General features: G+C 58.0%; 26 protein-coding genes, 1 pseudogene and 1 other annotated feature. Of the genes and pseudogenes, 20 read left to right on the forward strand and 7 right to left on the reverse strand.

What is annotated here, in order from left to right; translation table 11 throughout:
• The 9 genes from ccmA to ABVM99_RS20480 form a co-directional block, all read left to right on the forward strand.
• The coding region (gene ccmA, locus ABVM99_RS20440; protein WP_117341593.1) for a cytochrome c biogenesis heme-transporting ATPase CcmA at positions 1-564 on the forward strand (564 nt) is incomplete at its 5' end.
• Positions 561-1220 (forward strand): heme exporter protein CcmB, encoded by a 660-nt coding sequence (gene ccmB, locus ABVM99_RS20445; protein WP_023194942.1) that lies wholly within the window; start codon positions 561-563, stop codon positions 1218-1220. The genes ccmA and ccmB, both read left to right, overlap by 4 nt.
• Before the next feature lie 51 nt (positions 1221-1271).
• Positions 1272-2009 (forward strand): heme ABC transporter permease, encoded by a 738-nt coding sequence (locus tag ABVM99_RS20450; RefSeq protein ID WP_000265996.1) that lies wholly within the window; start codon positions 1272-1274, stop codon positions 2007-2009.
• Positions 2006-2218, forward strand: coding sequence for a heme exporter protein CcmD (ccmD, locus tag ABVM99_RS20455; protein ID WP_000074110.1), 213 nt, complete (start codon positions 2006-2008; stop codon positions 2216-2218). The genes ABVM99_RS20450 and ccmD overlap by 4 nt, the downstream gene beginning before the upstream one ends.
• Positions 2215-2694, forward strand: a complete 480-nt coding sequence (ccmE, locus tag ABVM99_RS20460; RefSeq protein WP_023194941.1) for a cytochrome c maturation protein CcmE — start codon at positions 2215-2217, stop codon at positions 2692-2694. The genes ccmD and ccmE overlap by 4 nt, the downstream gene beginning before the upstream one ends.
• Entirely contained in the window at positions 2691-4622 is a 1932-nt protein-coding gene (locus tag ABVM99_RS20465; protein ID WP_023194940.1) for a heme lyase CcmF/NrfE family subunit, read from the forward strand. The genes ccmE and ABVM99_RS20465 overlap by 4 nt, the downstream gene beginning before the upstream one ends.
• On the forward strand, positions 4619-5176 hold the full coding sequence (gene dsbE, locus ABVM99_RS20470) for a thiol:disulfide interchange protein DsbE (protein WP_000828299.1): 558 nt from the start codon (positions 4619-4621) through the stop codon (positions 5174-5176). The genes ABVM99_RS20465 and dsbE overlap by 4 nt, the downstream gene beginning before the upstream one ends.
• Positions 5173-6216, forward strand: coding sequence for a cytochrome c-type biogenesis protein CcmH (locus ABVM99_RS20475; protein WP_079810445.1), 1044 nt, complete (start codon positions 5173-5175; stop codon positions 6214-6216). The genes dsbE and ABVM99_RS20475 overlap by 4 nt, the downstream gene beginning before the upstream one ends.
• A gap of 121 nt (positions 6217-6337) precedes the next feature.
• Entirely contained in the window at positions 6338-7564 is a 1227-nt protein-coding gene (locus ABVM99_RS20480; protein ID WP_023194406.1) for a DUF3748 domain-containing protein, read from the forward strand.
• A gap of 1 nt (position 7565) precedes the next feature.
• Here the strand turns inward: ABVM99_RS20480 and ABVM99_RS20485 are convergent, their stop codons facing one another.
• Positions 7566-7898 (reverse strand): YceK/YidQ family lipoprotein, encoded by a 333-nt coding sequence (locus ABVM99_RS20485; RefSeq protein WP_001675643.1) that lies wholly within the window; start codon positions 7896-7898, stop codon positions 7566-7568.
• A 242-nt stretch (positions 7899-8140) separates the two neighbouring features.
• Positions 8141-8214 (forward strand) — a sequence feature (ROSE (Repression Of Heat Shock gene Expression) occurs in the 5'-region of heat shock genes and acts as an RNA thermometer to modulate expression.).
• Between ABVM99_RS20485 and ibpA the strand changes: the two genes are divergently transcribed.
• The 6 genes from ibpA (at position 8208) to ABVM99_RS20515 (ending at position 12671) form a co-directional block, all read left to right on the forward strand.
• On the forward strand, positions 8208-8621 hold the full coding sequence (gene ibpA / locus ABVM99_RS20490; RefSeq protein WP_001532742.1) for a small heat shock chaperone IbpA: 414 nt from the start codon (positions 8208-8210) through the stop codon (positions 8619-8621). Its footprint overlaps the feature before it by 7 nt.
• A 109-nt stretch (positions 8622-8730) precedes the next feature.
• The gene (gene ibpB / locus ABVM99_RS20495) at positions 8731-9159 is read left to right on the forward strand and encodes a small heat shock chaperone IbpB (protein ID WP_001246919.1); all 429 of its coding nucleotides are present in this window, start codon (positions 8731-8733) and stop codon (positions 9157-9159) included.
• Between the two features lie 180 nt (positions 9160-9339).
• Complete coding sequence (locus ABVM99_RS20500; protein ID WP_001279781.1) at positions 9340-11001, forward strand: putative transporter; 1662 nt, start codon at positions 9340-9342, stop codon at positions 10999-11001.
• A 443-nt stretch (positions 11002-11444) separates the two neighbouring features.
• Positions 11445-11792, forward strand: a complete 348-nt coding sequence (locus tag ABVM99_RS20505) for a YidH family protein (RefSeq protein ID WP_000703964.1) — start codon at positions 11445-11447, stop codon at positions 11790-11792.
• Positions 11782-12144, forward strand: a complete 363-nt coding sequence (locus ABVM99_RS20510) for a DUF202 domain-containing protein (protein ID WP_001113454.1) — start codon at positions 11782-11784, stop codon at positions 12142-12144. Before ABVM99_RS20505 ends, ABVM99_RS20510 begins: the two co-directional genes overlap by 11 nt.
• Positions 12141-12671, forward strand: coding sequence for a radical SAM protein (locus ABVM99_RS20515; protein WP_000147830.1), 531 nt, complete (start codon positions 12141-12143; stop codon positions 12669-12671). The genes ABVM99_RS20510 and ABVM99_RS20515 overlap by 4 nt, the downstream gene beginning before the upstream one ends.
• Before the next feature lie 81 nt (positions 12672-12752).
• On the opposite strand, the gene dsdA is transcribed toward ABVM99_RS20515, so the two are convergent.
• The gene (gene dsdA / locus ABVM99_RS20520) at positions 12753-14075 is read right to left on the reverse strand and encodes a D-serine ammonia-lyase (RefSeq protein ID WP_000427986.1); all 1323 of its coding nucleotides are present in this window, start codon (positions 14073-14075) and stop codon (positions 12753-12755) included.
• 17 nt (positions 14076-14092) lie between these two features.
• Positions 14093-15430, reverse strand: a complete 1338-nt coding sequence (dsdX, locus tag ABVM99_RS20525) for a D-serine transporter DsdX (protein ID WP_000543319.1) — start codon at positions 15428-15430, stop codon at positions 14093-14095.
• A 225-nt stretch (positions 15431-15655) separates the two neighbouring features.
• Here dsdX and dsdC point away from each other — a divergent pair, with 225 nt between their 5' ends.
• Together dsdC and ABVM99_RS20535 are read left to right on the forward strand one after the other, a co-directional pair.
• Positions 15656-16579, forward strand: coding sequence for a DNA-binding transcriptional regulator DsdC (gene dsdC, locus ABVM99_RS20530; protein WP_001651066.1), 924 nt, complete (start codon positions 15656-15658; stop codon positions 16577-16579).
• 63 nt (positions 16580-16642) lie between these two features.
• Positions 16643-17728 (forward strand): cellulase family glycosylhydrolase, encoded by a 1086-nt coding sequence (locus ABVM99_RS20535; protein ID WP_000238924.1) that lies wholly within the window; start codon positions 16643-16645, stop codon positions 17726-17728.
• Here the strand turns inward: ABVM99_RS20535 and emrD are convergent.
• The 4 genes and pseudogenes from emrD to ABVM99_RS20555 form a co-directional block, all read right to left on the reverse strand.
• Positions 17655-18839, reverse strand: coding sequence for a multidrug efflux MFS transporter EmrD (gene emrD, locus ABVM99_RS20540; RefSeq protein WP_000828742.1), 1185 nt, complete (start codon positions 18837-18839; stop codon positions 17655-17657). The two genes, ABVM99_RS20535 and emrD, sit on opposite strands and share 74 nt — an antisense overlap.
• 202 nt (positions 18840-19041) lie before the next feature.
• Positions 19042-19902 carry a DMT family transporter gene (locus ABVM99_RS20545; RefSeq protein ID WP_001531658.1) on the reverse strand — a complete coding sequence of 287 codons (861 nt, stop codon included), beginning with the start codon at positions 19900-19902 and terminating at the stop codon, positions 19042-19044.
• 92 nt (positions 19903-19994) lie between these two features.
• Entirely contained in the window at positions 19995-20084 is a 90-nt protein-coding gene (gene tisB / locus ABVM99_RS20550) for a type I toxin-antitoxin system toxin TisB (protein ID WP_000117642.1), read from the reverse strand.
• A pseudogene (locus tag ABVM99_RS20555) lies at positions 20081-20195 on the reverse strand (hypothetical protein). Before ABVM99_RS20555 ends, tisB begins: the two are co-directional and overlap by 4 nt.
• A gap of 522 nt (positions 20196-20717) precedes the next feature.
• On the opposite strand from ABVM99_RS20555, the gene ivbL reads away from it, so the two are divergent.
• The 3 genes from ivbL to ilvN all read left to right on the forward strand — a co-directional run bounded on the left by ivbL (position 20718) and on the right by ilvN (position 22905).
• A complete protein-coding gene (gene ivbL / locus ABVM99_RS20560) occupies positions 20718-20816 on the forward strand; it encodes an ilvB operon leader peptide IvbL (RefSeq protein WP_001541152.1) in 99 nt (32 codons plus the stop codon).
• Positions 20817-20922: 106 nt separating this feature from the next.
• On the forward strand, positions 20923-22611 hold the full coding sequence (ilvB, locus tag ABVM99_RS20565) for an acetolactate synthase large subunit (protein ID WP_023194408.1): 1689 nt from the start codon (positions 20923-20925) through the stop codon (positions 22609-22611).
• A gap of 3 nt (positions 22612-22614) precedes the next feature.
• On the forward strand, positions 22615-22905 hold the full coding sequence (gene ilvN, locus ABVM99_RS20570) for an acetolactate synthase small subunit (RefSeq protein ID WP_001171826.1): 291 nt from the start codon (positions 22615-22617) through the stop codon (positions 22903-22905).
• Position 22906 lies beyond the last annotated feature (1 nt).

A 22906-nucleotide genomic window follows, 5' to 3' on the forward strand; every position in this document is an offset into this window, starting at 1 on the left:
GGGCTGTCGTTCACCGTGGAGGCCGGGGAGTGGGTGCAGGTCACCGGCGGCAACGGCGCCGGAAAAACCACCCTGCTGCGCCTGCTGACCGGGCTGGCGCGCCCGGACGGCGGGGAGGTGTACTGGCAGGGCGAGCCCCTGCGCCGCGTGCGCGACAGCTTCCATCGCAGTCTGCTGTGGATAGGGCACCAGCCGGGGATTAAATCCCGCCTGACGGCGCGGGAGAACCTGCACTTCTTCCACCCCGGTGACGGCGCGCGCCTCCCGGAGGCGCTGGCGCAGGCCGGGCTGGCGGGATTTGAGGACGTGCCGGTCGCCCGGCTCTCGGCCGGGCAGCAGCGCCGGGTGGCGCTGGCCCGCCTGTGGCTGACCCGCGCCGCGCTGTGGGTGCTCGACGAGCCGTTCACCGCCATTGACGTTAACGGCGTGGCGCGCCTCACCCGGCGGATGGCGGCACACACGGCGCAGGGCGGGATGGTCATTCTCACCACCCACCAGCCGCTGCCGGGGACCGCGGACACCGTCCGCCGCCTGGCGCTGACCGGCGGGGGGGCCGGGCTGTGATGTGGCGTGTCTTCTGTCTCGAGCTGCGCGTGGCGTTCCGCCACGGCGCGGACATCGCCGGCCCGCTGTGGTTCTTCCTGATGGTCATCACCCTGTTTCCGTTAAGCGTCGGGCCGCAGCCGCAGCTGCTGGCGCGTATCGCGCCGGGCATCATCCAGGTGGCGGCGCTGCTGGCCTCGCTGCTGGCGCTGGAGCGGCTGTTTCGCGACGACCTGCAGGACGGCAGCCTGGAGCAGCTGATGCTGCTGCCGGTGCCGCTGCCGGCGGTGGTGCTGGCGAAGGTGCTGGCCCACTGGGCGGTGACCGGCCTGCCGCTGATGATGCTCTCCCCGCTGGTGGCGCTGCTGCTGGGGATGGACGTGTACGGCTGGAAAATCATGGCGCTGACGCTGCTGCTCGGCACGCCGGCGCTGGGGTTTCTCGCCGCGCCGGGCGTTGCGCTGACGGCCGGCCTGCGGCGCGGCGGCGTCCTGCTGGGCATTCTGGTGCTGCCGCTGAGTGTTCCGGTGCTGATTTTCGCCGCTGCGGCGATGGACGCGGCATCGATGCATTTACCCGCTGACGGCTATCTGGCGGTGCTGGGGGCGCTGCTGGCGGGCAGCGCGACGTTAAGCCCGTTCGCCACCGCGGCGGCGCTGCGCATCAGTACGCAGTAGCGCCCCGGCACGACGGACATTTTACTGGTTTCAGGAGGTCAGGTGACGACTATGTGGAAAACCCTTCATCAGCTGGCGGCGCCGCCCCGGCTGTATCAGATTTGCGGCAGGCTCGTGCCGTGGCTGGCGGCGGCCGGCATCATCGCGCTGGCCACCGGCTGGGTCCGGGGCTTTGGTTTCGCCCCGGCGGACTACCAGCAGGGGGAGGGCTACCGCATTATGTACCTGCATGTCCCGGCGGCCATCTGGTCAATGGGTATCTATGCGGCGATGGCGGTGGCGGCGTTTACCGGGCTGGTCTGGCAGATGAAAATGGCCAGCCTTGCCGTCGCGGCGATGGCGCCGGTGGGGGCGGTGTACACCTTCATCGCGCTGGTCACCGGCGCGGCGTGGGGCAAACCGATGTGGGGCACCTGGTGGGTGTGGGACGCGCGCCTGACCTCGGAGCTGGTGCTGCTGTTTCTCTACGCCGGGGTCATCGCCCTGTGGCACGCCTTTGACGACCGTAAAATGGCCGGGCGCGCGGCGGGCATTCTGGTGCTGGTCGGCGTGGTGAACCTGCCGGTTATCCACTATTCCGTCGAGTGGTGGAACACCCTGCACCAGGGCTCGACGCGGATGCAGCAGAGCATCGACCCGGCGATGCGCTCGCCGCTGCGCTGGGCCATCGCCGGCTACCTGCTGCTCTTTATGACGCTGGCGCTGATGCGGATGCGCAACCTGATTTTACTGATGGAAAAACGCCGCCCGTGGGTGAGCGAACTGATACTGAAAAGGGGGCACCGGTGAGTCCGGCATTTTCATCGTGGAGCGATTTTTTCGCCATGGGCGGGTACGCCTTTTTTGTCTGGCTGGCGGTGGCGATGACCGTGGCGCCGCTGGCGCTGCTGGCGCTGCACACGGTGCTGCAGCGCCGGGCCATTCTGCGCGGCGTGGCGCAGCAGCGGGCGCGCGAGGCGCGGATGCGTGCCGCACAGGCGCAACAGGAGGCCGCGTGAACCTGCGACGTAAAAACCGGTTACGGGTGGTCTGCGCGGTGCTGGCGGGCCTGGGGCTGACCACCGCCCTGGTCCTGTACGCGCTGCGCGCGAATATCGACCTGTTCTATACCCCCGGCGAAATCCTCTACGGCAAGCGCGAGACGCAGCAGCTGCCGGCGGTGGGCCAGCGCCTGCGCGTCGGCGGGATGGTGATGCCCGGCAGCGTCAGGCGCGACCCGGACTCGCTGAAGGTGAACTTCAGCCTCTACGACGCCGAAGGGTCGGTGACGGTGAGCTATGAGGGGATACTGCCGGACCTGTTCCGCGAGGGGCAGGGGGTGGTGGTGCAGGGCACCCTGGAGAAGGGCAACCACGTTCTGGCGCACGAGGTGCTGGCCAAGCATGACGAGAACTACACCCCGCCGGAAGTGGAAAAGGCGATGCAGGAAAACCACCGCCGCCCGCAACGCGCTGATAAGGACACCTCATCATGATGCCTGAATACGGCCACGCACTGCTGTGCCTGGCGCTCGGCGTGGCGCTGCTGCTGTCCGTTTACCCGCTGTGGGGCGTGGCGCGCGGCGACGCGCGGATGATGGCGTCGGCCGGGGTGTTCGCCTGGCTGCTGTTCATCTGCGTGGCGGGCGCGTTTTTCGTGCTGGTGCACGCCTTTGTGGTTAACGACTTCACCGTGGCCTATGTCGCCGGCAACTCGAACACGCAGCTGCCGGTGTGGTACCGGGTGGCCGCCACCTGGGGAGCGCACGAGGGCTCGCTGCTGCTGTGGGTGCTGCTGATGAGCGGCTGGACCCTGGCGGTGGCGGTGTTCAGCCGGCGGGTGCCGGCGGATATCGTCGCCCGGGTGCTGGCGGTGATGGGGATGGTCTGCGCCGGTTTTCTGGCGTTCATCCTGTTCACCTCCGGCCCGTTCGCCCGCACGCTGCCGGCCTTTCCGGTGGAGGGGCGCGACCTGAACCCGCTGCTGCAGGACCCGGGGCTGATTTTCCACCCGCCGCTGCTGTACATGGGCTATGTCGGCTTCTCGGTGGCCTTCGCCTTCGCCATCGCCGCGCTGCTGAGCGGGCGTCTGGACAGCGCGTTCACCCGTTTTGCCCGCCCGTGGACGCTGGCGGCGTGGGTGTTCCTGACGCTGGGCATCGTGCTCGGCTCGGCGTGGGCCTACTACGAGCTGGGCTGGGGCGGCTGGTGGTTCTGGGACCCGGTGGAGAACGCCTCCTTTATGCCGTGGCTGGCGGGTACCGCCCTGCTGCACTCGCTGGCGGTCACGGAACAGCGCGCCGGCTTTAAGGCGTGGACGCTGCTGCTGTCCATCTGCGCCTTCTCGCTGTGCCTGCTGGGCACCTTCCTGGTGCGCTCCGGGGTGCTGGTGTCGGTGCACGCCTTCGCCTCCGACCCGGCGCGCGGAATGTTTATCCTCGCCTTTATGGTGCTGGTCACCGGCGGCTCGCTGCTGCTGTTCGCCGTGCGCGGGCACAGGGTGCGTTCGCGGGTGAACAACACGCTGTGGTCGCGCGAGTCGCTGCTGCTCGGCAACAACGTCCTGCTGATGGCCGCCATGCTGGTGGTGCTGCTGGGCACCCTGCTGCCGCTGGTGCACAAACAGCTGGGGCTGGGCAGCATTTCGGTGGGGGAGCCGTTCTTTAACACCATGTTCACCTGGCTGATGGTCCCCTTTGCCCTGCTGCTGGGGGTGGGGCCGCTGGTGCGCTGGGGCCGGGACCGGCCGCGTAACATCAGGAAACTGCTGCTCACCGCCCTGGTCTCCACCCTGGTGCTGTCGGTACTTTTGCCATGGCTGCTGGAAGATAAAATCATCGCCATGACGGCGGTGGGGATGGCGATGGCCTGCTGGATTGCGGTGCTGGCGGTGGCCGAAGCCGTACAGCGCGTGTCCCGCGGCACGAAAACCTCTCTCAGCTACTGGGGAATGGTGGCGGCGCACCTCGGGCTGGCGGTGACGATTACCGGCATCGCCTTCAGCCAGAATTACAGCGTGGAGCGTGACGTGCGGATGCGGGCGGGCGACAGCGTGACCATTCACGACTACCGCTTCACCTTCCGGGAGGTGCGGGACATCACCGGCCCCAACTACCGCGGCGGGGTGGCCCTCATCGGGGTGACGCGCCACGGCGAGCCGGAGGCGGTGCTGCACGCGGAGAAACGGCTCTACAACACCAGCCGGATGGTGATGACCGAGGCGGCGATTGACGGCGGGCTGACCCGCGACCTGTACGCCGCGCTCGGGGAGGAGCTGGACAACGGCGCGTGGGCCGTGCGCCTGTACTACAAACCGTTTGTCCGCTGGATATGGGCCGGGGGGCTGCTGATGGCGCTGGGCGGGCTGCTGTGCCTGGCGGACCCGCGCTACCGCCGCCGTAAACCATTGCCGGAGGCCGGATGAAACGCAACGTACTGTTATTACCGCTGCTGATTTTTCTGCTGATTGCCGCGGCGCTGCTGTGGCAGCTGGCGCGCAACGCGCAGGGGGATGACCCGACGAATCTCGAATCGGCACTGACCGGAAAGCCGGTGCCGGCGTTCCGCCTGGAATCGCTGGAGACGCCGGGTCAGTACTACCAGGCGGAGGTGCTGACGCAGGGGAAACCGGTGCTGCTTAACGTCTGGGCCACCTGGTGCCCGACCTGCCGCGCCGAGCATCAGTACCTGAACCGGCTGGCCGCGCAGGGTATCCGGGTGGTCGGGCTGAACTATAAGGATGACCGGGCGAAGGCGGTGGCCTGGTTAAAAGAACTGGGTAACCCGTATGCGCTGAGTTTATCGGACAGCGACGGGATGCTGGGGCTGGACCTGGGCGTGTACGGCGCGCCGGAAACCTTCCTCATCGACGGCAGGGGGATTATCCGCTACCGCCATGCGGGCGATTTGAATGCCCGGGTATGGGAAAGTGAACTGAAACCGCTGTGGGACAGATACAGCCGGGAGGCGGCGCAATGAGACTGTTACCGGGCATGGTGATGCTGATGCTGGCGCTGGTTATCGCCGGGTCAGCGCGGGCGACCACCGACGTGATGCCGTTTAAAGATGAAGCGCAGGAGCAGCAGTTCCGCCAGCTCACGGAGCAGCTGCGCTGCCCGAAATGCCAGAACAACAGCATTGCGGACTCGAACGCGATGATAGCCACCGACATGCGCCGCAGGGTGTATGACCTGATGCAGGAGGGGAAGAGCCGCCAGGAAATCATCGATTATATGGTGGCGCGCTACGGCAACTTTGTCACCTACGACCCGCCGCTGACCCCGCTGACGGTGCTGCTGTGGGTGCTGCCGCTGGCCGCCATCGTGGCGGGCGGGTGGATAATCGTCGCCCGCACGCGCCGGCGGGTGCGCCTGCGCCGGGAGCCGCTGCCGGCGGACACCCCGGTTTGCGGCGCGCGCGCCGGGTGGGGCGTTTACGTGCCGGGGGCCGTCATTGCGCTGGCGGTCGGCGCCGGCAGCTACGCCCTGACCGGCAGCTATCCGCAGGTGAGGGCCTGGCAGCAGGCGACGGCGCAGACGCCCGGGCTGCTGGCGCGGGCGCTGGACCCGCAGGCGCAGCCGCTGAATGAGGAGGAGATGGCGCGGCTGGCGCTGGGGCTGCGCACCCGCCTGCAGAATGATGCCGGCAATGTTGAGGGCTGGCTCATGCTGGGGCGCATTGGCATGGTACTGGGTAATGCCGGTACCGCCACCGGGGCCTATGCGAACGCGTACCGGCTGGACCCGAAAAACCGCGATGCGGCGCTGGGCTACGCGGAGGCGCTGACGCGCTCGTCCGACCCGGAGGATAACCGCCGTGGCGGGGAGCTGCTGCGCCGGCTGGTGAGCCGCGACCACACGGATATCCGGGTGTTAAGCCTGTATGCGTTCAGCGCCTTTGAGCAGCAGCGCTTTGGCGAGGCGGTGGCGGCCTGGGAGATGATGCTGAAGCTGCTGCCGGCGGGTGACGCCAGGCGGGCGGTGATAGAGCGCAGTATCCGGCTGGCGCAGGAGAAATAAGACCCTGACGGCCCGGTGGCGTGGCGCCACCGGGCCTGGCTATCCCAATGATACGCTAAAGCCTGAAAGTAAAGCCCGTGTGAAGTATGATGGCGAGCATCGTCTCTTATCAGGACATCCCATGAAACAAATCACCTTTACGCCGCGCCATCACCAGCTTACCAACACCAATACCTGGACACCTGACAGCCAGTGGCTGGTCTTTGATGTACGGCCTTCAGGCGCGTCATTTACGGGCAAGACTATTGAGCGTGTCAATGTGCATACCGGCGACGTGGAGGTGATTTATCGCGCCGTGCAGGGCGCGCATGTCGGTGTGGTGACGGTGCATCCTGCCGACAATCACTATGTGTTTATTCATGGCCCTGAAAACCCTGATGAGACGTGGCATTACGATTTCCACCACCGCCGGGGCGTTATTGCAACGCCGGGGGGCGTAACTAACCTCGATGCGATGGATATTACTGCGCCGTATACTCCCGGCGCGCTGCGCGGCGGCAGCCACGTCCATGTGTTTAGCCCGAACGGCGAGCTGGTGAGTTTTACCTATAATGACCACGTTCTGCATGAGCGAGATCCGGCGCTGGATCTGCGTAATGTCGGCGTGGCCGTGCCGTATGGGCCGGTTACGGTGCCGGCTCAGCATCCGCGCGAATACAGCGGTAGCCACTGGTGCGTACTGGTTAGCCGCACGACGCCTGCGCCGAGACCTGGCAGCGATGACATTAACCGCGCCTATGAAGAGGGCTGGGTGGGCAACCGCCAGATCGCCTTTATTGGCGATACGCTGTCGCTGACGGGCCAAAAAGTCCCGGAGCTGTTTATTGTCGATTTACCGTGTCATGAAAACGGCTGGAAACAGGCAGGCGACACGCCGCTGACGGGAACCGAATCAACGATGCCATCGCCGCCGTTGGGCGTAGTTCAGCGGCGTCTTACCTTCACTCACCAGCGTGTTTATCCTGGACTCACTAACGAACCACGCCACTGGGTCCGCAGTAATCCGCAGGCGACGGCGATCGCCTTTTTGATGCGGGACGATAACGGCGTAGCGCAACTGTGGCTGATATCGCCGCAGGGAGGCGAGCCCCGGCAGTTAACGCATCATGCGACCGGCGTACAGTCAGCGTTTAACTGGCATCCGTCGGGTAAATGGCTGGGACTGGTGCTGGAAAACCGGATTGCCTGCTGCGACGCACAAAGTGGGAGGATCGACTTCTTAACCGCCAGGCACGACAACCCGCCGTCGGCGGACGCCGTCGTTTTTTCACCGGATGGGCGACACGTCGCATGGATGGAAGAGGTGAAAGGGTTCCGTCAGCTATGGGTGACGGAAACCGGGCGATAAATCAGGGAGGAGGCATCTTCGCCGGGGGGATGACGGCATTGGTCATTTTCGTCTCCTCCTCGCTTTTCTCGACGCGCGATCTTACCGAACTGTCTTTGCGGAAGATGTCCCACGGCAGAAGGATCGTATCCATCACGGCGGTAAACGGCATATCCAGGATGGCCAACGATTTGGTGCCCCAGTTTGTCTCATCGTTACCGATCATCGTAGCGCTGGCGCGCGTGCCAGGATAAGTACCCTCTTTACCGCCGGTGTGCGACATGACGCTTGAACAACCGCCTAATAAAAGCATCCCATTCCATATTATCAGCGTTAACCACACGTTTTTTATCATCACTCATTCATCTGTTGGTTGTCGTTATTTGCATGATGAGTTATAGCGATCCGTTGCTAAAAATAACATCACCAGTACGTGGCACTGTGGCGGTAATCGCACTTTAACAATCAGTGCTGTCCCAACCAGTCTATGCAATAGCCAATAAACTGCAAAAAAAAGTCGGATTAAAATACTTGAAAAGTACGTATTCAGACCCATTTATAAGACGTAGTGAATAGAAGGGCACGCCTGATGGGTGTTCTGGCAATCCTGGCCTGTCCATGATGGAAGGTCTGACATTCTCGCTGATTTCAGGAGTTTATGATTATGCGTAACTTTGATTTATCCCCGCTGTACCGTTCTGCCATTGGTTTTGACCGTCTGTTTAACCTGCTTGAAAATAACCAAAGCCAAAGTAATGGCGGCTACCCTCCGTACAACGTTGAGCTGGTAGACGAAAACCACTACCGCATCGCCATTGCCGTTGCCGGTTTCGCGGAAAGCGAACTGGAGATTACTGCACAGGATAATTTACTGGTGGTAAAAGGCGCTCATGCGGACGAGCAGAAAGAACGTACTTACCTGTATCAGGGCATTGCCGAGCGTAACTTTGAGCGTAAGTTCCAGTTAGCGGAGAACATTCACGTTCGCGGCGCAAACCTGGTCAACGGGCTGCTGTATATCGAGCTGGAGCGCGTGATTCCGGAAGCGAACAAACCGCGCCGTATCGAAATTAACTGATTCCGTCGGGTCGCGTTGCGCGGCCTGTCATCCCATGCTCGCCGTCAGGGAGCATATTCGCACGTAAAGTGTGAAGGTAAAAACTCGCTTCTTAGAAGGAGAAATGATTATGCGTAACTACGATTTATCCCCACTGCTGCGTCAATGGATCGGTTTTGACAAGCTGGCCAATGCGCTGCAAAACAGCGGCGAAAGCCAGAGCTTCCCGCCCTATAACATCGAAAAAAGCGACGATAACCATTATCGCATTACCTTAGCGTTAGCCGGTTTCCGTCAGGAAGATCTGGATATTCAACTGGAAGGCACGCGCCTGACGGTGAAAGGCACGCCGGAACAGCCGGAAAACGAGCCCAAATGGTTACATCAGGGCCTGGTCATGCAGCCTTTTAGCCTGAGCTTTACGCTGGCTGAGAATATGGAAGTTTCCGGCGCGACGTTTACCAACGGCCTGCTGCATATTGATTTAACCCGTAACGAGCCGGAAACCATTGCGCCGCAGCGTATCGCCATTAACGAACGCTCCGCATTAAATAGCTAATGAGCTCCTTGCCTTGCCCCGCCAGAGATGGCGGGGCTTTTTTGTGCCACGAAAAAGGGTAAGACGCTGCCGACGTCAGGACGGTTTTGTAACATGAGAATGTGCGCCATGCTGTATATATGCCTTAACGGTTCAGTCATAATCCCTATAAATTGAAATGTTACTCACAGGGAAGAAAAGATGAGTGATATCGCATTGACGGTCAGCGTTCTGGCGTTGGTGGCGGTTGTCGGTTTATGGATCGGCAACATTAAAGTGCGCGGTGTCGGCTTTGGTATTGGCGGCGTTCTGTTCGGCGGTATTATCGTCGGCCACTTCGTCGATCAGGCTGGGGTGACGCTGAGCGGCGATATGCTGCACTTTATCCAGGAATTCGGCCTGATCCTTTTTGTTTATACCATCGGCATACAGGTGGGGCCGGGGTTTTTCGCCTCGCTGCGTGTTTCCGGGCTACGTCTGAATCTGTTTGCCATTCTGATTGTGATTATGGGCGGGTTGGTCACCGCGATTCTGCATAAAATTTTCGCTATTCCGCTGCCGGTGGTGCTGGGGATTTTCTCCGGCGCAGTCACCAATACGCCTGCGTTAGGGGCGGGTCAGCAAATCCTGCGCGATCTGGGAACGCCAGTGGATCTGGTGGATCAGATGGGGATGAGCTATGCGATGGCGTATCCGTTTGGCATCTGCGGTATTTTGCTCACCATGTGGCTGATGCGGCTGATTTTTCGCGTTAACGTCGAGGCGGAGGCGCAGAAGCATGAATCCTCTCTCGCTAACGGCCATTCATTAATTCAGACAATGAATATCCGTGTCGAGAATCCGAACCTCAATAATATGGCTATCCAGGATGTGCCGATCCTGAACAGCGATAAAATCATTTGCTCACGCCTGAAACGCGACGACACGCTGATGGTGCCGTCGCCGGGGACGATTATCCAGGCAGGCGACCTGCTGCACCTCGTCGGCCAATCTACCGACCTGCATAACGCGCAACTGGTGATCGGCAAGGAAGTGGACACCTCGTTGTCGACGCGTGGCACGGATTTACGCGTCGAGCGTGTGGTCGTCACCAACGAAAAAGTGCTCGGCAAACGTATCCGCGATTTGCACTTTAAAGAGCGTTATGACGTGGTTATCTCCCGCCTTAACCGCGCGGGCGTTGAGCTGGTCGCCAGTAGTGACGCTAGCCTGCAGTTTGGCGACATTCTCAATCTGGTGGGGCGTCCAGCCTCGATTGATGCGGTAGCCAATGTGGTCGGCAACGCGCAGCAAAAACTCCAGCAGGTGCAGATGCTGCCGGTGTTTATCGGCATCGGATTAGGGGTTCTGCTTGGGTCAATCCCGTTGTTTGTGCCGGGATTCCCGGTCGCGTTAAAACTGGGGCTAGCCGGCGGGCCGCTGATCATGGCGCTAATTTTGGGGCGTATCGGCAGCATCGGTAAGCTGTACTGGTTTATGCCGCCGAGCGCCAACCTCGCGCTGCGTGAGTTAGGCATCGTTTTGTTTCTGGCGGTCGTTGGGCTGAAATCCGGCGGCGATTTTGTCGATACGCTGACGCAGGGCGAAGGATTAAGCTGGATTGGCTACGGTATTTTCATCACCGCTATTCCGCTGATTACCGTCGGTTTGCTGGCGCGGATTTTTGCCAAAATGAACTATCTGACGCTGTGCGGGATGCTGGCCGGTTCGATGACCGATCCGCCAGCGCTGGCATTTGCCAACAATCTTCATGCCACCAGCGGCGCGGCGGCGCTCTCTTACGCGACCGTCTATCCGTTAGTGATGTTCCTGCGTATTATCACGCCACAACTGCTGGCGGTGATTTTTTGGGGAATGGGTTAGCGCCTGATGGCGCGTTGCTTATCCGGCCTATGCACTGTGTTAAATCCAGGCTGGATAACGCGCGCCGCACCGGTCACACTTCTGCTCTTCTTCTTATCTCCTTCCTCAATGAACGCGCTAATCAGCGTAATGGCAACGAGCATAATTCCAATTTTTTTCAGTTAGTTATCAATCTTCTTCGCCTTTTTTTTCGTCGCGACGGGTGGTTTTTCAGCTTTTAATTCGGCAATAATGCCTTTCCTGGCGGTGGCGTTGAAAAAGGTCGCAACTGAAATGAAAAATAGCGGGAATGAGCGCGGTTGCGCCGAAACACGTCACCAGTGAACTACAGTTATTTTGCAATAAGATTCCCTTGCTGCGGGATAATGTGAAGCATATCAGCAACAACGTGAGTGGTATTCTGAAAACGAACGGGAATACATAAGAACGTAAAAGGAGTCGTCATGAAGATTTCCCGCCTCGGAGAAGCGCCGGATTATCGCTTCTCACTGGCAAATGAGCGCACCTTTCTGGCGTGGATTCGCACCTCGCTGGGATTTCTGGCGGCAGGCGTCGGTCTTGATCAGCTCGCCCCGGATTTTGCCACGCCGGTGATCCGTGAACTGCTGGCGCTACTGTTGTGTCTGTTTGCGGGCGGCCTGGCGATTTATGGCTATCTACGCTGGTTACGTAATGAAAAAGCGATGCGCCTGAAAGAGGATTTGCCTTATACCCATAGCCTGTTGATCATCAGCGTTATTTTGATGATTGTCGCGGTGATTGTAATGGGGCTGGTACTGTATGCCGGATAGTCGTAAAGCCCGTCGGCAGAACGATCCGGGACTGCAACCGGAGCGTACGTCGCTGGCCTGGTTTCGCACGCTGCTGGGATACGGGGCGTTAATGGCGTTAGCCGTCAGGCACCACTGGCATCAGGCGGGGTTCTTGTTCTGGGTGTCAATCAGCGTTCTGGCGATAGTGGCGGTGATTCTTTGGCGTTATACCCTGAGTCGTAATTTGATGGATGTCGCGCATAGCGATTTTTCCGAAACTCATGTCGTGCGTGACAAATTTTTGATCTCCCTCGCGGTGTTGTCGCTCGCAATCCTGTTTGCTGTTACCCATATTCGCCAACTTATTGCATTTATCGGGAATTTTATATGACAGGACGTCAGGACATTGTCGTGAGTGATGACCAGATTCAGGTCGTCGTAAATCGCCAGAATAGCCAGCGCCCTCAGCAACTGTACCGTAACTTACAACGGCTCGGCATTCGCAATGTCCATTTTATCCCATTGTTGGAACATGACCGGAACGGAATGTTGACCGAGGATTCATTGTGTTCAGCAGACTGGGGGCGGTTTTTAAATAGCGTATTTGATATTTGGGTACGTGAAGATATTCAGCGTATCTCGGTTCGCCTTTTTGATGAGACGCTACAGCAGTGGTGCGGCGGCAGGAATGGCGCTGAAGCGCCGGACAAGGCGCCGCTAAGCGCTGAATGTCAGAAGTGTTCTTTATTACGATTTTGCGGCGGCGGATGCCCTGAGCATCGGGATAGCCAGGGGAAAAATCAGCTTTGCGAGGGCTACCAGACCTTTTTTAACTACTCCTCGCCGCATATGCGGGTGATGCGGGATTTACTGAAACAGCATCGCTCGCCGGAGGAATTGATGGCGATGCTGCGTTAGCGTCACAGGCCTGATAAGCGTAGCGCCATCAGGCGATGGCGTGCCGGATGGCGCAGCCGTCTTTCCGGCACTGAGCGAGTATTAGCGTCCTTTTGCCAGGTATTGTTCCATTTCATCTTCCGGCACCATGCCGCCCCCGGTTGCCCATACCAGATGCGTCGCGTTGCCGAGCTGCGTCTGACTGAATCCATGCCTTTGCTGATACGCGGCGGCGGCGCAAATGCGCTGTGGTCCGGCCATCCCCGCCAGAGCTGATGGCTCCAGTCGAATTCCTTCCTCCTGCGCCAGCCAGCCCAGCATGTCGTACATTGTTTGATCGTCTAAGGTATAGAGGCCGTCAAGCAGACGCTCCATTGCCCGCCCAACAAAGCCCGAAGCGCGACCTACCGCCAGGCCGTCAGCCGCCGTCAGGTTATCAATACCGATATCTTGTACTGAGATGGCATCGTGCAGACCGGTATAAACGCCGAGTAACATGCAGGGTGAATGGGTCGGTTCGGCAAAGAAACAGTGGACGTTGTCGCCAAACGCCAGTTTCAGGCCAAAGGCGACGCCGCCAGGGCCGCCGCCAACGCCGCACGGCAGATAAACAAACAGTGGGTGACTGGCGTCAACGACGCGTCCCTGTTGAGCGAATTGCGCTTTCAGACGCTGACCCGCTACCGCATAGCCCAGAAATAGCGTGCGGGAGTTTTCATCATCGATAAAGAAACAGTTTGGATCGGATTGCGCTGCTTTACGGCCCTGCTCAACCGCCACGCCGTAATCATCTTCGTATTCTACGACCGTCACGCCGTGGCTACGCAGCTTCGCTTTTTTCCAGGCGCGGGCGTCGGCAGACATATGTACCGTCACTTTAAAACCGATGCAGGCGCTCATGATACCGATCGATAGCCCCAGATTGCCGGTTGAACCGACGGCGATACTGTACTGGCTGAAGAATTGTTTAAATTCCGGCGAAAGCAACACGCTATAGTCATCGTCGGTGGTTAACAGACCCGCCTCCAGCGCCAGTTTTTCCGCGTGCGTTAGCACCTCGTAGATGCCGCCGCGCGCTTTAATGGAACCAGAGATTGCCAGGTGACTGTCTTTTTTTAACAGCATTTCACCGTCGATCGTTTGCCCATACTCTTTTTCCAGCCGCTTTTGCATGGCCGGAATAGCGACCACGTCAGATTCGATCATGCCGCCAGCGGCAGCGGTTTGCGGAAACGCTTTCGCCAGATACGGCGCAAAGCGCGCCAGACGGTCATGGGCGGCGTTTACGTCCTGCTCCGTCAGGCCGACATACGGTAGACCTTGTGCAAGAGAGGTGGCGCCCGGGTTAAACCAGGTGGTTTCTTTGAGGGCGACCAGATCCTCGACCAAAGGATACCGGGCGATGAGCTTTTGTATGTTTTCCATAGTACGTCTCTTTACGATCAGATGATAAAGGAAAGCAGGAATGTGCCAGCCAGTGCAACGACAGATGCGATAAACGTGGCCGTCGTATAGTATTTAAACGTTTCATTCAGCGTAGCGCCGCAATACTGCTTGACCAGCCAGAACAGGGAATCGGTCACGATCGTGCAGCCAATGGCGCCGGAACCAATGGCAATCGCAATGATCTCCGGGCTGACGTCAGGATAGAGCGGCAGCATGGGCGCAACAATCGCGGTGGCGCCCATCATCGCCACCGTCGCAGAGCCGACCGCCGCGTGCAGAATCAGCGCTACCAGCCATGCCAGCAGAATCGGGTGCATATGCATATTTGAGAGGATCACCGCCAGCGTGTCCGCCAGCCCGCTACTTTTGAGAATGGCGTTGAACGCGCCGCCCGCGCCGATAATCAGCAGGATGTTCGCAATGGCGCCAAAGCCGTTTTCGGTGTGGGTAAGTAGCGTGCTCATACCCATATGCTGGCGCAGACCGAGTATGTAATACGCTACAAAGACAGCGATAAACATCGCGGTGATCGGATTACCGATAAACTCCAGCAGCGTATACAACGTGCCGTCTTTCGCCATATTCAGTTCAGCGACGGTTTTCACCAGCATCAGGCCAATCGGCAGCAGAACGGTAAACAGCGTTGCGCCCAGCGACGGCAGGGTGTTTTCGGCGCGCACTTCAAGATCCGCAAACTCTGTTGGTACGGGCTTGAACGGCAGACGATTACCCAGAAACTTTAAGAACAGCGGGCCGCCGACCAATGAGGCCATCAGCCCGACCAGTAGACCGTAGACAATCACCGAGCCGATATCCGCCCCCAGTTTATTTGCGACAAACAGCGCAGCCGGATGCGGCGGTACCACGCAATGGACGGCCATCAGCGCGGTACACAGCGGAATGGCCAGCTTCAGCAGCGAGGTATGGGTTTTTTTAGCGATAGAAAACGCCAGTGGGATGAGCAACACGACGCCCACTTCCACGAACAACGTGATACCGCAAATCAGCCCTACCAGTACCATGATCACGTCAGCAGAGAGCCAGCGGCAGCGCTGGAGCGTAAGCCCGATGCGTTCCGCCGCGCCGGAAACCTCCATCATTTTGCCGAGGATGGTGCCAAGACCGATAACGGCGGCCAGAAAACCGAGCGTACCGCCTATTCCGTTTTCTATCGCCGTGACCATCTCCAGCGGCCCCATGCCCATCATCGCGCCGACAAAGAAACTGGCGAGCAGTAACGCCAGGAAGGGGTGGAATTTAAACTTCACGATGGTCAATACGATTAACACGATGCTGATCAGCAGCGTGCTCACTACCCAGATTTGAGCGTGCATATCTCACCTACCCTGTGATTAATCTGTTCTTATTGGACAGAAAAACAGCACCTCCTGACAAACGATATAATTTGCCATTCACATGATGTAAATTGAATCAACTATGTGATTTACATCTAATATTGCCTTTATTTTGCGATATGGTTCATTTTGCTTCATCTATGTGCGGATTTTTTCAGCGTGTTTTTTTACACTTCGGGAAATTAAAAGATGACTGAGGTTGCCATGGAACCCCTTCGCGATACCCGAAACCGCTTACTCAACGGCTGGCAGTTATCCAAACTCTATACTTTTGAAGTCGCGGCCAGACACCAGTCCTTTGCTCTGGCGGCAGATGAGCTGTCGTTAAGCCCCAGTGCGGTAAGCCATCGTATCAATCAACTGGAAGCCGAGTTGGGAATCCAGCTATTTGTCCGCTCTCACCGTAAAGTGGAGCTTACCCATGAAGGCAAACGAGTATTCTGGGCGCTGAAATCGTCGCTGGATACGTTGAATCAGGAAATCCTCGATATCAAAAATCAGGAACTGTCCGGCACGTTGACCGTGTATTCCCGTCCCTCTATCGCCCAGTGCTGGCTGGTGCCTGCGCTGGGGGACTTTACCCGTCGCTATCCGTCAATTTCTCTCACTATGCTGACCGGCAACGATAACGTTAACCTACAGCGTGCCGGTATTGACCTGGCTATCTATTTTGACGATGCGCCGTCGGCGCAGCTCACGCACCATTTTTTAATGGATGAGGCAATTTTGCCCGTTTGCAGCCCGGATTATGCCCGTCGTTTCGCCTTGCAGGACAACCTGAATAACTTGCGGTACTGTACGCTCTTACACGACAGACAGGCGTGGAGTAACGATTCGGGCACCGATGAGTGGCACAGTTGGGCGCAGCATTTTGCAGTAAATTTGCCGGATTCATCCGGCATTGGCTTCGATCGTTCTGATTTAGCGGTGATTGCTGCGATGAACCACATTGGCGTGGCGATGGGACGTAAACGGCTGGTGCAAAAGCGTCTCGACAGCGGTGAACTGATTGCGCCCTTTGGTGACATGAGGCTGAAATGTCATCAGCATTATTATGTCACCACTCTGCCTGGCAGGCAGTGGCCGAAAATCGAGGCATTTATTCGCTGGTTGCAGGAACAGGTGTGAAGATTTATTACGCTTTGTCGCTACACCTGCCGGGAGTGAATATGCTAAATACGTGCTATCACCGTGGTAAAAATTTTAGGGGGCGTCGTGTTTAAACCGCTTATTGCCTCTCTCATGCTGACCAGCGCGGTCGTCTATGCGAAACCGATGCCTTTGACGGCGGCGCGCTATGCGCAGCAGCTTGGCGTTGGGATGGATGTTGACTGGGCGCGAACGGAACGGGGTATCCGCGAGTTTGATCCGCTGGTCGTGCGGGATTTTAAGGCAAAAGGGTTAACGCATGTCCGTATCCGTGTGGCAGGCGCGCCGACGGAAGCGCGCCTCATCCATTTGCGTAAGCTGGTAGAAGCCTGCGAATACTATGGCGTCATACCCATTATTGCCTATCAGGCGGATGCGTATAAAACCGATCCCAGCGCCAGCCATGAAAAGGAGCTGATCAACTGGTGGAGCGTGGTCGCGCGCTATTTTGGTCAGACATCCCCGCTTCTGGGGTTCGATCTCATTTATGAGCCTGCCGACAAACTCAATCATAATATGGCGTCGCTGAATCGCGTATATGACAAAACCATCCGCCTGATTCACGCCATTGACCCACAGCGGATGATTTTCGTTGCCCCCCGCATGCGCGCCGCGCCGGAGGATTTGTCGGCGCTTAAACTGCCGGCGCAAAGCCAGAACTATGTACTGGCGGAGTGGCACATCTTCCCGTGGGGACCCCTGAAAAGCGGCGGTAAATATCCGTGGACGTCAGGCACGGCGGCGGAAAAAGCGGCGATTCGGGCACGGATTAACGCTGCGGTTCGCTGGCAGCATAAGACCGGCCATGCAAGCTGGGTGGGCGGATGGGCGCCGGGAGAGTCGATAAAAATGACGCCGGTCGCTTCACAGTTCGCGTTTGCCCGTTTTATGGCCTGCGAGCTGAAAAAAGCGCATATTCCGTATGCGATAAACGCGGACACACAGTTTTATGACGGCGAAGAAGGAGCGTGGCGTCCGGCGCAGGAGCCCCTGCTCAATGCGATGATCGCGCCGGAATGTGAAACGCCCGGCAAAAAGCCGGGCGAGGGGAACGTTAAACCGTCTGCCCCTGATGCGATATCCGTGACGCCAGCGGCAGCCAGCACGCCAGGATCAGCAATCCCATAAGGGTCATCAACAGTCCCAGGCTGCCCTGACCGGTTTGCGGCAGCATTGCCGAAAGCCACGCCAGTACGCCGGAACCAATATTTTGCAGCCCGCCGACCAGCGCGCCAGCGGTGCCTGCGAGGAACGGAAACGGCTCCATCGCGCCGCTGGTGGCCAGTGGAAATAACATCCCGGCGCCGAAGAAAAACAGCGCAGCGGGGATGAGTAGCGTCCAGACGTTCATCACGCCAAACCAGCCGGGAATCCACATCATAAGGCCTGCCAGCAGACAGCAAATAACTGACTGCCACATCAGGGCTGAGAAGCGTTTATTCGGGCGTCCGGCAAACCAGGCGCCGAAGAACGCCGCCGGAATCGGCAGAATAAACAGAATGCTTACCACCATACTGCTGAGACCTAATACTGCCCCCATCAGCACGCCGGAACAGGCTTCAAAGACCGCAATGCCAGCCAGCCCGCCGATTAGCATCAGCAGGTAACAGTTAAATGCGCCGTTGCCAAACAGCGTTTTATAGCTGGCGATCAGCCGTGTGCGCGGCGCGCCGGCGGGGCGGGTTTCCGGCATCCAGCGCGCCATGCTGAAGGTGACGCCAGCGCAAAGCACCAGCAGGAAAGCGTAACACGCGCGCCAGTTCCATAGGGTATCCAGCAGACCGCCAATCAGCGGCGCTAACAGCGGGCTGACCAGAATCCCCATATTTAACAGGCTATTGGCGTGACGAAGTTGCGTTCCTTCATACAGATCGCGCGGGAGCGTTCTCGCCATTACTCCGCCAACGCCGGTTCCCATCCCTTGCATGGCGCTGGCGGCAATCAACACCGTCAAACTATGCGTGGTCATGGCGATCAGGGTCGCTACCATAAAAATAGACATGCCGACGAGGATTACGGGGCGGCGCCCAACCCGGTCGGAAAGCGGGCCGTAAAACAGTTGCGAGACGCCGTAGGTCAGGAGGTAAGCAGCCATTACGCTCTGGACGGCGCCTTCCCGGACGTTTAGCGCTTGTGCCATATCGGCGATGGCGGGAATATAAATGGTTTGCGCCATCTGCCCTACGGCCACCAGTAATACCAACATCAACAACAAATTGACGTTTCTCTGCCTTTTCATTTCGCTGATTACTTTTCAAAAAAAGAAAAAATAAGAATAACTTGCTGCGCATTCCCATAAATGCGAGAGGAATCTATCACACCAGAAAAAGAAGGCCAGACAGCGACCAGCAATGGCAGACGAAGGAACGGCAGGATATGTAAACAAAAGCGGCAACAAATGTTGCCGAGAATGTGTTACGTTTGCGGCTGTTATTGGGCAATCATGACAGACGGAGTAAAATCGCCCCGAGGGCAATCCCGCCAGCCGCCACCAGACGTAGCCCGGCCACTTTCTCTTTAAGCAACAGCCAGGCTATCAGCGCGCCGAATAAAATCGACGTCTCACGCAGCGCGGCGACCACCGCCAGCGGCGCCTGAGTCATGGCCCATAGCGCCAGCCCATAAGATCCCATAGTGCCAATCCCGCCAAAAATGCCTTTTTTCCACTGTTGCGCCAGATAACGCGACGCTTCCCGCCGCCGCGCAATCATCGCCCAGGTTAACAGGCAGGCGCCGTTGAGAAAAAATGACCATAGCGTATAGCCCAGCGCCGTTTCGGAGAGTCTTACGCCGGTCCCGTCCACCAGCGTATATCCGGCAATAAAACAGGCGTTAGTTAATGCCAGCACGACACCACGTTGAGAGCTGGCGCGGCCATTACAGGCCATCCCAAGTATCGCCATGCAGATCACTGCGATGCCGACCCAGGCCATCGACGACAGGCTGTCGCCAAGAAACAGAACGCTAATGAGCGCCACCAGCAGCGGCGCGGTGCCGCGCATAAGAGGATAGGTCTGGCTCATGTCCGAGACCTGATAGGTTTTCGCCACCAGGACGGTATACACCACCTGGAGCGCGGTAGAGGCCGCTAAAAAAGGGATACTGGCGTGAGCTGGCTGCGGCGAGAAGGGCAAAAGGATCAATGCCATGACCGCCGCGGAACCGCTGACGCCGATCGCGGCGTAGAGCTTATCGTTTCCCGCTTTGACAATGGCGTTCCAGCTGGCATGTAGCAGCGCGGCGAACAGCAAAATGCAGAAAACGGAAAGGGTCATAGCGTCAGGCGTCGTTGAGGGTGTCATAAAAACGTAACATACCCGGGAAGCGAAAGACCAGCGGATAAGGTGAAAGGGGAGCGGTTGCCCGCTCCCCTTCGGTGCGGCTTGAATCTGAATTACTTAAGGTATTTCAGAACAGCATCAAGCAGTTGCAGTGCTGCAACAATGAGTTTCAGGATAAGAATGGTGATATCCACTACGCTCATACGCGTCTCCTGTGGTTAAGGAGCACTGCCAGCCGACGTACCTTTCCGCTGCCTGTTGTCAGCTGTTGCGCACGCGATCCCTTTTGCGAGGAATAGTGTGCGTGTTGACATAACACAGTGTGCTCACGAGGGGGTTAAGGCGCTGACGGCACCACCCGTTTCAGCCAGGACTTCGTTGCGCCGGTTTACGATGCGGCCCCCGCATAACACATTGTGTCAAAGACATTATAGTTAAGCACTGTATAAATTAACAGTAATTTATAGACAGAACGGAGCTTCTGATCCATACTCAAATTCATCAAAATTCGCGCCGAAATTGCGCGTTCTGCACAGAACGCGTATACTTCTGCTGTTGACATAACACAGTGTGCTTCGCGGCTACCACCCGCATTACGCTGTAAGAACCTCGCTTCGGCGAGGTTTTTTGTTTTCCGGCATTGTGAAATGCGTGATCATCAATCCCGGCGATTACCGGAGGGCGCTACGCTTATCACGCCTATACTCAAAGCGTGTAAATTCGTAGAAAAATGTGATCGCTGACGCATTTTTGTGCAGATGAAAATTTTTCCGTTGTCATGCTGAAAGCGCTGTGCTTGTATAAAACGTGTTAATAACAAACAGACAAGGCCCCTAATGAACCCTTCCATGCTGAACGCGACCCTACTAACAACTGCGCCATCTCGCGCAGTGGTCGTCGTGCGTGTGGTGGTGGTCGTCGGCAATGCGCCGTAGGGTCCGGAACACACACGATTCCAAAACCCCGCCGGCGCAAACTGGGCGGGGTTTTTTGTTTAAGACACCTTCCCGGAACGTCGGCTCAGAATAAAAGGAATGGAGCATGGCAAGTTCGGGCACAACATCTACACCTCAGCGTTTTACGGGCGCGGAATTTATTGTTCATTTTCTGGAGCGCCAGGGGATTCGTATCGTCACCGGCATTCCCGGCGGTTCGATCCTCCCCGTTTACGACGCGTTAAGCCAAAGTACGCAAATCCGTCATATTCTGGCGCGCCATGAACAAGGCGCGGGGTTTATTGCGCAGGGGATGGCGCGAACGGAGGGTAAACCTGCTGTTTGTATGGCCTGTAGCGGGCCGGGCGCGACCAATCTGGTCACGGCCATTGCCGATGCGCGCCTGGATTCCATTCCGTTAATCTGCATTACCGGGCAGGTTCCGGCGTCCATGATCGGTACTGACGCGTTTCAGGAAGTGGATACCTACGGTATCTCTATCCCCATCACCAAGCACAACTATCTGGTCAGAAATATCAACGAGCTGCCTCAGGTGATGAGCGATGCTTTTCGTCTGGCGCAGTCGGGGCGTCCTGGCCCGGTGTGGATAGACGTTCCTAAAGATGTGCAGACGGCGACAATTGAGCTGGATGCGTTGCCGTCGCCGGCGGAAAAATCACCCCCGCCGGAGTTTAGCGCGGAGAGTATCCGCGAGGCCGCCGCAATGATTAACGCGGCGAAGCGTCCGGTGCTGTATCTGGGCGGCGGCGTGATCAATGCGCCGACACGCGTGCGCGAACTGGCGGAAAAAGCGCAACTGCCGACGACAATGACCTTAATGGCGCTGGGAATGCTGCCTAAGGCGCATCCGCTGTCGTTAGGAATGCTGGGGATGCACGGCGCGCGCAGTACCAATTTTATTCTGCAAGAGGCCGATTTACTGATTGTCCTGGGCGCGCGTTTTGATGACCGGGCGATTGGCAAAACGGAGCAGTTTTGTCCGAATGCCAAAATCATCCATGTGGATATCGATCGCGCCGAGTTAGGCAAAATTAAGCAGCCGCATGTGGCTATTCAGGCGGATGTCGATGATGTACTGGCACAGTTAATTCCCCATATCGAGGCACAGCCGCGGGAAGCATGGCATCAGTTGGTGGCGGACTTGCAGCAAGAATTCCCTTGCAGTATTCCCCAGGAAAATAACCCGCTTAGTCACTATGGGCTGATTAATGCGGTCGCCGCCTGTGTGGACGACAACGCGATTATTACCACTGACGTAGGTCAGCATCAGATGTGGACCGCGCAGGCTTATCCGCTCAACCGTCCGCGTCAGTGGCTGACTTCCGGCGGGCTGGGCACCATGGGGTTTGGTCTGCCCGCGGCGATTGGCGCGGCGCTGGCGAATCCGGGCAACAAGGTGCTGTGTTTTTCCGGCGACGGTAGTTTGATGATGAATATTCAGGAGATGGCTACCGCCAGTGAAAACCAGTTGGATGTGAAAATTATCCTGATGAATAACGACGCGCTGGGACTGGTACATCAGCAACAGAGTCTGTTCTATAAACAGGGCGTTTTTGCGGCAACCTATCCGGGGAGCATCAACTTTATGCAGATTGCCGCCGGGTTTGGTCTGGACACCTGTGATTTGAATAACGAAGCCGATCCGCAGGCGGCGTTGCAGGCTATCATTTGTCGTCCTGGACCGGCGTTGATCCATGTGCGCATTGATGCAGAAGAAAAAGTGTATCCGATGGTGCCGCCGGGCGCGGCAAATACAGAGATGGTGGGGGAATAAGCCATGCAGAAACAATCACATGATAACGTTATTCTGGAGCTGACCGTTCGCAACCATCCTGGCGTGATGACCCACGTCTGCGGGCTGTTCGCCCGACGCGCTTTCAACGTTGAGGGTATTCTCTGTTTACCGATTCAGGGTAGCGATCAGAGCCGCATCTGGCTTCTGGTCAATGACGATCAGCGGCTTGAACAGATGATCAGTCAGATCGATAAACTGGAAGACGTGGCGAAGGTGGTACGAAACCAGTCCGATCCCACCATGTTCAATAAAATTGCCGTCTTTTTTGAGTAAG

The organism is Salmonella sp. SJTUF15591 (assembly GCF_043356435.1).
Lineage (GTDB): Bacteria > Pseudomonadota > Gammaproteobacteria > Enterobacterales > Enterobacteriaceae > Salmonella > Salmonella enterica.